The organism is Rhodococcus ruitaii (genome assembly GCF_055230935.1).
Genome location: NZ_JBUYWC010000008.1, coordinates 39134 through 51703, shown reverse-complemented (window position 1 = coordinate 51703; position 12570 = coordinate 39134). Strand labels below are relative to the sequence as shown.

Here is a 12570-nt window from a genome sequence, read left to right as displayed (position 1 = left end):
AACCTGTTTCAATTATTGCGATTTATGGCTAGTGTCACGTGCACAAGCTGCAATGTGATGGAGGCGTAGCCAGATGAAGACCAAGGGTGCACTGCTGTGGGGGCTCAACGAGCCGTGGTCGGTCGAGGAGATCGAGCTCGGTGATCCTGTGGCCGGCGAGGTGCAGATCCGCATGGAAGCCGCCGGTATGTGCCACTCGGACCACCACATCGTCACCGGTGCCACACCGATGCCGTCGTTCCCCGTGATGGGTGGTCACGAAGGATCGGGCGTGATCACCAAGGTCGGCGACGGTGTCGTGGGCCTCGAAGCGGGGGATCACGTTGTGCTGTCATTCATCCCCTCGTGCGGGCGGTGTCCGTCGTGTGCGCGAGGGCAGTCCAACCTGTGCGATCTCGGCGCGGGACTGCTCAGCGGTCAGGCGATCGCCGACGGCGGCTATCGCATCCAGGCGAACGGTAAGAACGTCATACCGATGTGCCTGCTCGGGACGTTCTCTCCGTACATGACGGTGAACCAGACGCAGGTTGTGAAGATCGACAAGGACATCCCCTTCGAGCTCGCCGCGCTGGTGGGCTGCGGCGTCCCCACCGGATGGGGCTCGGCGACCCATATCGCAGATATCAACGCCGGCGATTCGGTCGCTGTCATCGGTGTCGGTGGTGTCGGGATGAGTGCGCTCCAGGGCGCCGTGGCGTCCGGTGCCCGACACGTGTTCGCGATCGACCCGGTGCCGTGGAAGCGCGAGCAGGCCATGAAGTTCGGTGCCACGCACACCTTCGCCTCGATCGAAGAGGCCATCGTCCCCATCATGGAGATCACGTGGGGTCGGATGTGCCACAAGACTCTCATCACGGTCGGCGAGATGTCCGGCGATCTGGTCGATCCGTCGCTCACGCTCACAGCGAAGGGTGGCACGTGTGTCGTCACCGCTATGGGGCACATGACCGACATGGACGTCAAGCTGAACTCGTTCTTGTTCGCGATGCTGCAGAAGGACCTCAAGGGTCATATCTTCGGCGGATGCAATGTCCGTGCGGACATTCCGGACCTGCTGAATCTGTACCGATCCGGCCAGCTCAATCTCGCCGACATGGTCACCCGCACCTACACCCTCGAGCAGATCAACGACGGCTATCAGGACATGCTCGACGGCAAGAACATCCGAGGCGTCATCCGGTACACCGAAGCAGACTGGTGACGAGAGCCGGCCGGTGAGGAGGCGGTCACATGCCTGGTCTCGAAGTCTCATCGGGTGCCCCATCGTCTGATCGGATGCCCCCGTAGTCTGAATGGATGCCCCGTAGTCTGAGTGGATGCACAGCCTCTCCCTGATCTCCGACTGGCCCGTCGATCACGCCGCCGGTGCGGTTCTCACCCGCACCGGCGGCGTTGTCGGGTCCGTGGGTGATCTCGCCGAGGTCTACCCCCTCGCGTCCGTGACCAAGCCTCTGGTCGCCTACGCGCTTCTCGTGGCCGTCGAAGAAGGTGCGGTCGAGCTCGACCAGCCCGCCGGCCCGCCAGGGTCCACCGTGCGGCATCTGCTCTCACACGCGTCGGGTCTCGCATTCGGCGACCGGACCGTTCAGACCGATCCGGAACGCAAGCGCATCTACTCGAGTGCGGGATTCGAGGTGCTCGCCGAACTGATCGAATCCGAGACCGATATCGGGTTCAGTGATTACCTGACCGAGTCGGTGTTCGAACCACTCGGGATGCAGGCGTCCACACTGTCGGGCTCGGCCGGTCACGGTGGGCATTCGACGGTGGCTGACCTCGCCCGTTTCGCCGAGGAGCTGTTGAATCCCAGCCTCGTGTCGCGGCAGACCTTCGACGCGGCGATCCAGGTGCAGTTTCCGGGACTGAACGGAATTGTGCCGGGGTACGGAATGTTCAAGCCGAACGATTGGGGTCTCGGTTTCGAGCTGCGGGGAGAGAAGAGTCCGCACTGGACCGGGTCGGGGAATTCCCCGAGGACTTTCGGTCATTTCGGCCAGTCGGGCACATTCCTCTGGGTGGACCCGGAAATCGACTCTGCTTGCGTAGTACTCACAAATCGGGCATTCGGGGAGTGGGCCAAGCCGCTGTGGGTCGAATTCAATGACGCCGTGCTGGAGGAAATCACAAAAACCTCTCTCGTTCGCTAGCGAAACAGGCGCAACACCGGCACACTATCGGATAGCTGCAGTGCACCACCTTCGCGAAGAGGCCGTTGGGGAAGACGTCCTCGTCTGATCGGAGGTGAATGTATGCGCGTATCGAACCAGTTCGCGGATGCGACTACCGGGGTGGTCTATGTCCATTCGTCGCCGGCTGCGGTGTGTCCGCACATCGAGTGGGCACTGGCGTCCGCATTGGACAGCCGCCCCGACTTGACGTGGACGGGGCAACCCGCCGGTGAGGGTCTGCTGCGCACTTCGGTGGAGTGGACAGGCCCGGTCGGTACCGCTGGGCGGTTGGTCGAGGCGCTGCGGGTGTGGCCGATGCTCAGGTTCGAGATCACCGAGAACCCGAGCGAGGGGGTAGATGGCGAGCGGTACAGTTACGTTCCGCAACTGGGGCTGTGGCGCGGGAACACGAGCGCGAACGGCGACGTCGTGATCGGGGAGATGCGCCTGCGGGCGATGCTGGCCTCCGCCGACGTCGAAGGCGAGATCCACCGCAGCCTGGGCACCGCATGGGACGATGAGCTCGAGCTGTACCGGAGTGGAGACGACGGCGCGCAGGTCACCTGGCTTCGCCGCGACGTGGGTTGATGTGTAACTATTTCGGATTGGAATTTACAGCGGAATGTTCTTGTGCCGGCCGCGCCGCGAGGGCGCTGCCGCGAGGGCTGCCGCAAGTGTGCTGCGGGTCTTCGCCGGCTCGATCATCGTGTCGACGACGCCGATCGACATCGCCCGGCCGACCCCGCCGGCCAGCGCCTCGTGCTCGGCCGCAAGACGATCATGCAATGCATCGCGCTCGTCGTCCGGTGCGGCGGCGAGGGCCTTCTTGTGCAGGATCCCCACCGCGGCTTTCGCTCCCATGACCGCGACCTCCGACTCCGGCCACGCGAACACTGCGGTTGCGCCCAGTGCACGTGAGTTCATGGCGATGTAGGCACCGCCGTAGATCTTGCGGGTCACGAGAGTCACACGTGGCACGGTCGCCTCGGCGAAGGCGTGCAGAAGCTTGGCTCCGCGCCGGACGACGCCCTCCCATTCCTGGCTCACGCCGGGTAGATATCCGGGAACATCGACGACGACGACGAGTGGCACGCCGTACGCATTGCACATGCGCACGAACCGGGCCGACTTCTCGGCGCTCTCGGAATTGAGGCAGCCGCCGAGTCTGAGGGGGTTGTTGGCGATGACACCGACGGTGCGACCACCCAGACGCCCGAAGCCGGTGACGATGCTGCGGGCCCAGCCGCCCTGCAGCTCTTCGAAACTCGACTCGCCTTCGACATTGTCGAGCAGTTCGTGGACGATCGGCCGCACGTCGTAGGCGCGACGCGAGGACTCGGGCATCAGCGCACGGAGGTCGGTGTCGCCGAGTTCGGCGGCAGCAACATCGAACTCGCCTTGTTCGGCGAGCATCGACACGAGACGGCGTGCGCGATGGAGCGCATCCTCCTGGTCATGCGCCGCGATGTGCGCGACACCGGACTTCTTGGTATGAGTGTCGGGTCCGCCGAGTGACTCCATGTCGACCTGCTCGCCGGTGACGCTGCGCACCACGTCGGGGCCGGTGACGAACACGCGGCCTTCGGGAGCCATGATGACGATGTCGGTGAGAGCAGGCCCGTAGGCGGCGCCGCCCGCGGCGAACCCGAGGACGACGGAAATCTGGGGGATGTGTCCTGATGCGCGGACCATCGCTTCGAAGACGAGGCCGACTGCGTGGAGCGCCTCGACGCCTTCCGCGAGGCGTGCACCGCCGGAGTGGAACAGGCCGACGATGGGATGCTCATTGTCGATCGCGGTGTCGATCGCGTCGACGATGTGCCGGCATCCTTCGACGCCCATCGCACCGCCCATGACGGTGGCGTCGGAGCAGTAGGCGACGGTGCGGACACCGTCGATGTGACCGATCGCGGCGAGAACGCCGGAGTTGTCGCGCGGGTGGAGCAGGTCCACCGATCCCGGATCGAACAACTTCTCGAGGCGGGCCAGCGGATCTCGGGGGTCGACCGCACTGTGGCGCTGGGTGGCCGGATCCAGAATTGTCATCGGGTGCTCCTCGGGCGAAACGCGGTGAGTGGGTGCGGTGGAGGTTCTCGAGTGGAACCTCCACCGCGCGTGCGGCGTATGCCGGTCGGGGTCAGGCCCGGCCGAACGCGATGGCGACGTTGTGCCCACCGAAACCGAACGAGTTGTTCAACGCGAAATCGATCTGTCCGTAGCGCGGTTCACCGTGTACCACGTCCAGGTCGATATCTGGATCCTGGTTCTCGAGATTCAGCGTGGGGGGAATGACTCCCTCACGCAGGGCCAGGACCGTGAGTACTGCCTCGAGTGCGCCGACCGCGCCGATCGAATGACCGAGTGCGGACTTCGGTGCGTATACGGCGGTGTGCGTGCCCACCGCCGCGCCGATGGCCTTGGCCTCGGCGATGTCTCCGATCGGGGTGGACGTCGCATGAGCATTGACGTGCCCGATGTCGGACTTGGACAACCCGGCGGTCTCGATTGCGCGGGTCATCGCACGGGCTGCGCCCGTACCTTCCGGATCGGGTGCCACGATGTGGAACCCGTCCGACGTGATGCCGGAGCCGAGGACGCGAGCGTGGATCGTTGCGCCACGTGCCTTGGCGTGCTCCTCCGACTCGAGGACCATCAGTGCGCCGGCTTCGCCGAAGACGAATCCGTCGCGATCCTTGTCGAAGGGTCGGGAAGCGCCCTGAGGGTCGTCGTTGCGGGTGCTCAGCGCACGCATCATCGCGAAACTGGCGGTGGCCACCGCATCGAGTCGACTCTCGACACCGCCGGTGACGACGATGTCCGCGTCGCCCATGGCGATCATCCGGTGGGCGTTCGCGATGGCCTCGGAACCCGACGAACATGCCGAGACGGGAGTCAGCACTCCCGCACGAGCGCCGAGTTCGAGACCCACCGTCGCCGATGGACCGTTGGGCATGACCATCTGCACCACGAACGGCGATACCTTGCGGTATCCGCCGTCGCGCAGCTTGTCCACGGCGTCGATGAGGGCATCGCCGCCGCCGAGACCGGTGCCGATGACGACACCGAGGCGGTCCTGGTCGACCTCCGGGCTACCGGCGTTCGACCATGCCGTGCGGGACAGCGTCAGCGCGAGCCGTTCGACGAAGCTCATCCGCCGGATTTCGATCCGCGACAGGGACTCGTCCGGGCTGACCTTCAGCGTGCCGCCGATGCGAACGGGAAGGTCGAACTCGTCGACGAACCCACCGAGCGTGCCGATCCCGCTCTCGCCGGCGAGGAGGCCCTTCCATGTGGCATCCACATCACCTGCGATCGACGTCGTGGTCGCGAGAGCCGTGACGACGACGTTTCGTAGCGTCCGAGGAGAAGGGGCGGTCACGGCAGCGCTCATTCGCCGTCGTTGGTGGCCTGAACGCCCTCGGCCTCGAGCTTCTGGACGTAGACGACCACGTCGCCGACGGTGCGCAGGCTCGCGAGGTCCTCGTCGGGGATCTTGACGCCGTACGCGTCCTCCATCTGCACGGCGATCTCGACCATCGAGAGCGAGTCGATGTCGAGGTCGTCCACGAAGGACTTCTCGATGGTCACCTCGGAGGGCTCAATACCGGTGACCTCTTCGATGATCTCTGCGATCCCGGCAATGATTTCTTCCTGGGTGTGGGCCACTTCGTGGCTCCCTTCTTGGGTTGGTCGACGATGTCGTGTGAAACCGGTCCGTACGGATGTCCGGCCCGGTGCCCGGGAGTCCCCGGGGGTCTTCGTGTGCTGGTACTGCAGCACTGCCCGCGTTGCACAGCGCGCGCAGCAACCTAACCGAGAACCAGTGCTTCCGCCAACGTGTCGATGTCGGCCGGGGCCTTGAGTGCGCTGTTGGGCGTGCCGCGCATCTCGCGCTTGGCGATGCCCACCAGCGTTCCCGCAGGCGGCAGTTCCACCACGGCGGAGACCTGTGCAGACACGAGGTACGCGGTGCACAGATCCCAGCGGACGGGTCGGGTGACCTGTGCTGCGATCCGCTCGAGTGCATCGGTTCCGGAAGTGGCGAGTGCACCGTCGAAGTTGGACAGCAGCGGACGATCGGGATCACGGGGTGTGATCTGCGCCGCTGCCGCGGTGACGGCGTCCTGTGCAGGAGCCATGAAACGGGTGTGGAAGGCACCGGCCACGGGGAGCGGTCGGATGCGTGCCTTCGCGGGCGGGTTCGCCGCGAGTTCCTCGAGTGCGTCGAGGCGTCCTGCGGCGACGATCTGGCCCGCCGCGTTCATGTTGGCGGGCGTCAGATCCAGTTCTTGGAGCCGAGTGAGCACCTCGTCCTTGCTGCCGCCGAGGACGGCGGACATGCCGGTGGGTTCGAGAGCGCATGCCTTGGCCATCTCCGCGCCGCGGATCGCGGCAAGAGACACGGCCACGTCGGCGGTGAGGACGCCGGCGACGACGGCGGCCGCGAGTTCACCGACCGAATGACCGGCAGCGATCGTGTCGGTCGTGATCAGGCCGCGTGCGTCCAGCACCTCGTATGCCAGAAGTGCCGTCGCGACGACAAGGGGCTGGGTTACGGCGGTATCGGTGATCTCCTCGGCGGTGGCGGTGGTGCCGAGGCGCTCGAGATCGAGCCCCGAGGCTTTCGACCAGAGCTCGATTCGATCGCGAGCGCCGGGCTGCTCCAACCATGGAGTCAGCATTCCTGGTGTCTGAGACCCCTGACCGGGGGCAAGCAGCGAAATCACGATGATCAGAGAACACCCTGAGGGCACTCCTCCGAGATGTCGGTGAGGATGAAAGGTGAGGGCAGGATTTGTAGGGTTCCTACAAATTCCCACGTCGACGTTCCCCATCGGTGGCTCACCCGTAACCGTTACGTGTCCTGTTCTCGAATTGTGAATCGAGTGACTGGTGGTGTGGGGGATCTGAGTTCGTTATGACTTTGTGCCAGACGACCCACGGTTGCAGCGATTCGGAGCACGTACGCATCACGCGGATTTGTCGGGTCCCGTCCCGTGACTTCGGTGATTCGCCTCAACCTGTACCGGACGGTATTTGGATGAACAAACAGCTTTCGGGAACAGGACTCGACAGCACCACCACTGTCGAGGTATGCGTCCAACGTGTCGGAAAGTGCCGAACCGGAGGCCGCGAGCGGTACCACGACCTCGTCCTCGAGCGCCGTGATCGCTCCCGGGTCGCCCAGGAGCACACGTTCGGGCAGCAACTCTGTCGCGTGAACCGGTCGAGGAGCACCCGGCCAGCCGACGACGGCCTCCATTCCCGCCATCGCCTCGACCGCCGACGCGTGCGCCGACGCGAGCGTCGGAGTGGTCGGGCCGATGACGACGGGATCGTTCGAGAAGCTGTACATGAGCTCGTCTCGGAACGCGACGGCCTCGGAGTTGCCGTGGAGTTCTCCGCTGACCACCATCACCAGATGCTCGCCCTGCACGACCGCCAGCGCCGCACGACCGTGCGCGCGGGCGATGGTGTGCACCGTCGTCACCGCGGACACGCCCTCCTCAGGCGGGGGAGAGCCGACGAGCACAGTCGCCGGGGCGGTCGCATCCCAGTTGAGGGTGGCGGCACGGGATTGCATGTCGGATCCTGTGTCGCCACGGACGACAGCGTCGACCACCAGAGCCTCGAGACGGGTGTCCCAGGCTCCCCGCGACTCCGCAGCGCTCGCATACACCGACGCAGCAGCGAAACCCAGCTCACGACCGTACCGGAGGATCGCCTCGGTCAGCGCAATCAGTTGTTCCTCGTTGCGGGCCAGGGCAGGCAGCCACTGTTCGAAGAACTCCATGGCCGCACGGACCATGTCGACGGTCTGGCGGAAGGTGAGCCTCCGTGCCAGGTCCTGTGGAATCGCCTGGAACGCGTCGAGGCTGAACGAGATGTCGCTCTCGGGGTCGCGTACCCATTCGAGGAAATCGACCACCGATGTCTGGATGATCAGTTGCACGTTCGAACGCTGCGACGCATCGAGATCCGCGAAGAACGGCAACTGCTCCTGCATGACGTGCACAGCCTCGGTGGACATACGTCCCGAGAACTGTTTGACCCGCCGCAGTAGAGCATCGGGCAACGGTGCGCGTTCCGGACGTTGCGGTGGTATCGGACGCCCTGCGGGGGCACCCGCTGCGCGCATCACCCGGCGCGGCTCCGGCTCGTCGACCATGCGAAGAACCTACCCGGACGGGGTCCGGGCAGGTTCACCGATGCTCGAGATGAGCGCACACCCGTGAAGATCAGGCGACGCCCGGATCGGAGGTCGGCGCGGCAGCTGCCGCGACATCGTCGATCCGGTACTTCGCCGCTGCCTCGACGGCGCGGGCTGCGTCGATCGTGCCTTCACGGCCGAGTGCGGCGAGTACCGCGACGACCGTCGACTCCGCGTCGATGTTGAACACGCGGCGCGCCGCAGGGCGCGTGTCGGAGAATCCGAAGCCGTCGGCCCCGAGCACGGTGTAGTCGCCCGGTACCCACTGGCGGATCTGGTCGGGCACCGCCCGCATCCAGTCGGACACTGCGACGAACGGCCCGGCTGCGTCGTTGAGCACCCGTTGCACGTAGGGGACAGCGGCGTCCTGGGCCGGGTCGAGCAGGGCCTGACGGTCGCATTCGATACCTTCTCGGCGGAGTTCACCCCACGAGGTCACCGACCATACGTCGGCCGAGACGCCCCACTCGTCAGCGAGCAGTTGTTGTGCGCGCAGCGCCTCGGGCATGATCACGCCCGAGGAGAGGATCTGCGCCTTCGGGCCCGACGCCGCACCGCGCTGGTACAGGTAGATGCCTTTGAGCAGGCCCTCGATGTCGAGGTTCTCGGGCTCGGCCGGCTGTGTGTACGGCTCGTTGTAAATGGTGATGTAGTAGAAGATGTTCTCGCCGCCGAAACCCGGTTCGAGTGTTCCGTCCGCCGCTGGCGTGCCGCCGTACATGCGACGCAGACCATCGCGCACGATGTGTGCGATCTCGTACGAGAACGCCGGATCGTACGTCACTGCTGCCGGGTTGGTGGACGCGAGAAGCAGCGAGTGCCCGTCGGCGTGCTGCAGGCCCTCGCCGGTCAGGGTGGTGCGCCCGGCAGTGGCGCCGAGTACGAAGCCACGCGCCATCTGGTCGGCCGCGGCCCACAGACCGTCGCCGGTGCGCTGGAAGCCGAACATGGAGTAGAAGATGTACACCGGGATCATCGGCTCGCCGTGGGTCGCATACGACGTACCGACCGCGGTGAACGACGCCGTCGAACCGGCCTCGTTGATCCCCTCGTGCAGGATCTGACCGATCTCGCTCTCCTTGTAGGCGAGCATGAGCTCTGCGTCCACCGAGGTGTACAGCTGGCCGTTGCGGTTGTAGATCTTCAGCGAGGGGAACCACGAGTCCATTCCGAACGTGCGGGCCTCGTCCGGGATGATCGGCACGATGCGCTTGCCGATCTCCTTGTCGCGGAGAAGTTCTTTGAGTACGCGCACGACCGCCATCGTGGTGGCGACCTCTTGCTTGCCCGAGCCCTTGCGGACCACGTCGTAGGTCTTTGCCTCGGGCAGCTTCAACGGGGCTGCCGTCGTGCGGCGCTCGGGGAGGAATCCGCCGAGATTCCGGCGTCGCTCGAGCATGTACTGGATCTCGGGTGCGTCGAAACCCGGGTGGTAGTAGGGCGGTGTCTTCGGGTTCTTCTCGAGTTCCTCGTCGGAGATGGGGATGCGCTGGACGTCGCGGAAGTACTTCAGATCTTCGAGGGTGAGCTTCTTCATCTGGTGGGTCGCGTTGCGGCCCTCGAAGTGCTTGCCGAGGGTATAGCCCTTGATGGTGTGCGCCAGGATGACCGTCGGCTGGCCCTTGTGTTCCATCGCAGCCTTGTACGCGGCGTGGATCTTGCGGTAATCGTGTCCGCCGCGTTTGAGATTCCAGATCTGCTGGTCGCTGAGGTGCTTGACCAGTTCCTTGGTGCGTGGGTCGCGCCCGAAGAAGTGCTCGCGCACGAACGCGCCGTCGTTGGCCTTGTAGGTCTGGTAGTCGCCGTCCGGGGTGACGTTCATGAGATTGACGAGCGCGCCGTCCTTGTCGGCGTGCAGGAGTGCGTCCCACTCGCGGCCCCACACGACCTTGATGACATTCCAGCCCGAGCCGCGGAAGAACGACTCCAGTTCCTGGATGATCTTGCCGTTGCCACGGACCGGGCCGTCGAGACGCTGCAGGTTGCAGTTGATCACGAAAGTGAGGTTGTCGAGGCCCTCGGTCGCGGCGACGTGGGCGAGGCCACGCGATTCGGGTTCGTCCATCTCGCCGTCGCCGAGGAAAGCCCACACATGTTGCTGTGAGGTGTCCTTGATGCCGCGATCTTCCAGGTAATGGTTGAAACGTGCCTGGTAGATGGCGTTCATCGGGCCGAGGCCCATCGACACCGTCGGGAACTCCCAGAAATCTGGGAGCAGCCGCGGGTGCGGGTACGACGGCAGCGCACCGCCCAGGGCGGCGTGGCTGTGCTCCTGACGGAACCCGTCGAGTTGCTCGGCGGGGATACGGCCCTCGAGGAAGGCGCGCGCGTAGATTCCGGGCGACGCGTGGCCCTGGATGAAGATCTGGTCGCCGCCGCCGGGGTGGTCTTTGCCACGGAAGAAGTGGTTGAACCCGACCTCGTACAGGGCGGCGGACGAGGCGTAGGTGGAGATATGCCCGCCGACACCGATTCCGGGACGTTGTGCGCGGGTCACCATGATCGCGGCGTTCCAGCGGATGTAGGCGCGGAAGCGTCGCTCGACTTCTTCGTCGCCCGGAAACCACGGTTCACTCTCGGTGGGAATGGTGTTGACGTAGTCGGTGGAGGTCAATGCCGGAATCGATACGTGACGCTCGCCGGCGCGTTCGAGCATGCGCAACATCAGGTAGCGGGCTCGGGAGGGCCCGGCAGCCTCGAGCATTCCGTCGAAGGACTCGAGCCACTCGGAGGTTTCCGCCGGATCGATGTCCGGCAGATAGGAAGCCACACCCTCGCGGATGACTCGAACCCGGTTGCCCGTCGTGGGGGTCGGGGTGTCGGTCGAGGGGCCCGTACCTGACACGCCCGGTGTGGCGGCGTTCGTTCGGGATTCGGGTCCGTGGATCAGGTCTGTCAACGTCAGCTCCTCATGTGGTGGGGCGCGCAGGTGTAGCGCCCGCTCCGTAGCCGGCCCTTGTGGGGGCCAACTCATCGACATCTGAACATGATGCTCCCCTCATCTTCCCTCATCGCGTCGGATCGGGTACGACGCGGTCCGGCAAATCGGGCCCGCATCGTGAGCGAGTGGACCCTTCGGAAGGGTGCGCGTAGCGTCGATTCAGAAGATTCTCTGGCCAATCCGGAAGATTCTCGTGGAAATCCCAGCGTTTCGGGTTGCGCTACGGCGCCCGACCATGTTCGCTTTGTTCAATTGAACGTCACACCGGTACGCGGATCGTCCGCGGCCGCAACCTTGAGGAGGGCCAACCGTGGTCGCCGCGGCGGATGCCAAGAACTACGTTTCGAAACTCGGTATCAAGCACGACCACGTGGTGCAAGAACTCGGCTGGGACGACGATGCCGACGACGAGTTGCGCGCAGCGATCGAGGAAGTCACCGGTACGGAACTGCTGGACGAGGATTCCGACGAGGTCGTCGACATCGTGTTGCTGTGGTGGCGCGAGAGCGACGGAGATCTTGTGGACAACCTGATGGATGTCGTGAGTCCTCTCGCCGAGGACGGTGTCGTGTGGGTCCTGACCCCGAAAACGGGTCGCCCGGATCACGTCGAGCCCAGTGAGATCGCCGAATCGGCCACCACCGCCGGCCTGACCCAGACCTCGGCAGCGAATCTGGGCGACTGGATCGGTAGCCGGCTGGTGCAGCCGAAGACCGGCCGTCCGCGCCGCTGAGCTGATTCCTCCGACTGAAGGACACAATTTTCGATGGCGATTACCGTGGGCGCCCACGCGCCGGATTTCACACTGAAGGACCAGAACAACCAGGAAGTGACGTTGTCGAGCTACCAGGGCGCCAAGAACGTGCTGCTGGTCTTCTACCCACTCGCGTTCACGGGGGTGTGCCAAGGCGAGCTGTGTGCCGTACGCGACGACCTGCCGACCTTCGAGAACGACGACACCGCAATCCTGGCTGTGTCGGTGGGTGCGTCCCCGACCCACAAGATCTGGTCTGCAGAACAGGGGTACACCTTCCCGCTGCTGGCGGATTTCTGGCCGCACGGTGAGGTGGCTCGGGCGTATGGCGTGTTCAACGACAAACTCGGCTTCGCGAACCGCGGAACCTTCGTGATCGACAAGGCCGGGGTTGTGCGGTTTGCGGAAGAGAACGGTCCTGGGGAGCCCCGTGACCAGCAGGCTTGGGTCCGGGCGCTCGCCGCGCTAAAGTCCTGAGGCGACATCGGCAGCCTTC

11 protein-coding genes are annotated in these 12570 nt (G+C 65.0%); 5 read left to right on the top strand and 6 right to left on the bottom strand.

The window, feature by feature from the left end:
• Positions 1 to 73: 73 nt before the first annotated feature.
• From ACZI8W_RS11615 to ACZI8W_RS11605, 3 genes are all read left to right on the top strand, one after another.
• Entirely contained in the window at positions 74 to 1201 is a 1128-nt protein-coding gene (locus ACZI8W_RS11615) for an NDMA-dependent alcohol dehydrogenase (protein ID WP_463368653.1), read from the top strand.
• 115 nt (positions 1202 to 1316) lie between these two features.
• Positions 1317 to 2147, top strand: a complete 831-nt coding sequence (locus tag ACZI8W_RS11610) for a serine hydrolase domain-containing protein (RefSeq protein ID WP_463368652.1) — start codon at positions 1317 to 1319, stop codon at positions 2145 to 2147.
• Positions 2148 to 2249: 102 nt separating this feature from the next.
• Positions 2250 to 2756: a DUF3145 domain-containing protein gene (locus ACZI8W_RS11605; protein WP_463368651.1), complete on the top strand. Its 507-nt coding sequence runs from the start codon at positions 2250 to 2252 to the stop codon at positions 2754 to 2756.
• Between the two features lie 24 nt (positions 2757 to 2780).
• Here the strand turns inward: ACZI8W_RS11605 and ACZI8W_RS11600 are convergent, their stop codons facing one another.
• The 6 genes from ACZI8W_RS11600 to aceE all read right to left on the bottom strand — a co-directional run bounded on the left by ACZI8W_RS11600 (position 2781) and on the right by aceE (position 11278).
• Positions 2781 to 4214 (bottom strand): acyl-CoA carboxylase subunit beta, encoded by a 1434-nt coding sequence (locus ACZI8W_RS11600; RefSeq protein ID WP_463368650.1) that lies wholly within the window; start codon positions 4212 to 4214, stop codon positions 2781 to 2783.
• A 91-nt stretch (positions 4215 to 4305) separates the two neighbouring features.
• A complete protein-coding gene (locus tag ACZI8W_RS11595) occupies positions 4306 to 5559 on the bottom strand; it encodes a KasA/KasB family beta-ketoacyl-ACP synthase (protein WP_463368649.1) in 1254 nt (417 codons plus the stop codon).
• Entirely contained in the window at positions 5556 to 5834 is a 279-nt protein-coding gene (acpM, locus tag ACZI8W_RS11590) for a meromycolate extension acyl carrier protein AcpM (RefSeq protein WP_463368648.1), read from the bottom strand. Before acpM ends, ACZI8W_RS11595 begins: the two co-directional genes overlap by 4 nt.
• Positions 5835 to 5977: 143 nt before the next feature.
• Complete coding sequence (locus ACZI8W_RS11585; RefSeq protein ID WP_463368647.1) at positions 5978 to 6895, bottom strand: ACP S-malonyltransferase; 918 nt, start codon at positions 6893 to 6895, stop codon at positions 5978 to 5980.
• A 128-nt stretch (positions 6896 to 7023) separates the two neighbouring features.
• Positions 7024 to 8307, bottom strand: a complete 1284-nt coding sequence (locus ACZI8W_RS11580) for a PucR family transcriptional regulator (RefSeq protein ID WP_463368864.1) — start codon at positions 8305 to 8307, stop codon at positions 7024 to 7026.
• A gap of 100 nt (positions 8308 to 8407) precedes the next feature.
• Positions 8408 to 11278, bottom strand: a complete 2871-nt coding sequence (gene aceE, locus ACZI8W_RS11575) for a pyruvate dehydrogenase (acetyl-transferring), homodimeric type (RefSeq protein ID WP_463368646.1) — start codon at positions 11276 to 11278, stop codon at positions 8408 to 8410.
• A gap of 352 nt (positions 11279 to 11630) precedes the next feature.
• Here aceE and ACZI8W_RS11570 point away from each other — a divergent pair, with 352 nt between their 5' ends.
• Complete coding sequence (locus ACZI8W_RS11570) at positions 11631 to 12053, top strand: DUF3052 domain-containing protein (protein WP_463368645.1); 423 nt, start codon at positions 11631 to 11633, stop codon at positions 12051 to 12053.
• Between the two features lie 33 nt (positions 12054 to 12086).
• A complete protein-coding gene (locus tag ACZI8W_RS11565; protein WP_463368644.1) occupies positions 12087 to 12551 on the top strand; it encodes a peroxiredoxin in 465 nt (154 codons plus the stop codon).
• Positions 12552 to 12570: the final 19 nt, after the last annotated feature.

Excerpts from the sequence above, each read along its gene's own strand:
- ACZI8W_RS11610 (WP_463368652.1), top strand. The coding sequence starts at position 1,317 with ATGCACAGCCTCTCCCTGATCTCCGACTGGCCCGTCGATCACGCCGCC.
- ACZI8W_RS11600 (WP_463368650.1), bottom strand. The coding sequence starts at position 4,214 with ATGACAATTCTGGATCCGGCCACCCAGCGCCACAGTGCGGTCGACCCC.
- ACZI8W_RS11565 (WP_463368644.1), top strand. The coding sequence starts at position 12,087 with ATGGCGATTACCGTGGGCGCCCACGCGCCGGATTTCACACTGAAGGAC.
- ACZI8W_RS11615 (WP_463368653.1), top strand. The coding sequence starts at position 74 with ATGAAGACCAAGGGTGCACTGCTGTGGGGGCTCAACGAGCCGTGGTCG.
- ACZI8W_RS11595 (WP_463368649.1), bottom strand. The coding sequence starts at position 5,559 with ATGAGCGCTGCCGTGACCGCCCCTTCTCCTCGGACGCTACGAAACGTC.
- ACZI8W_RS11580 (WP_463368864.1), bottom strand. The coding sequence starts at position 8,307 with ATGCGCGCAGCGGGTGCCCCCGCAGGGCGTCCGATACCACCGCAACGT.
- ACZI8W_RS11605 (WP_463368651.1), top strand. The coding sequence starts at position 2,250 with ATGCGCGTATCGAACCAGTTCGCGGATGCGACTACCGGGGTGGTCTAT.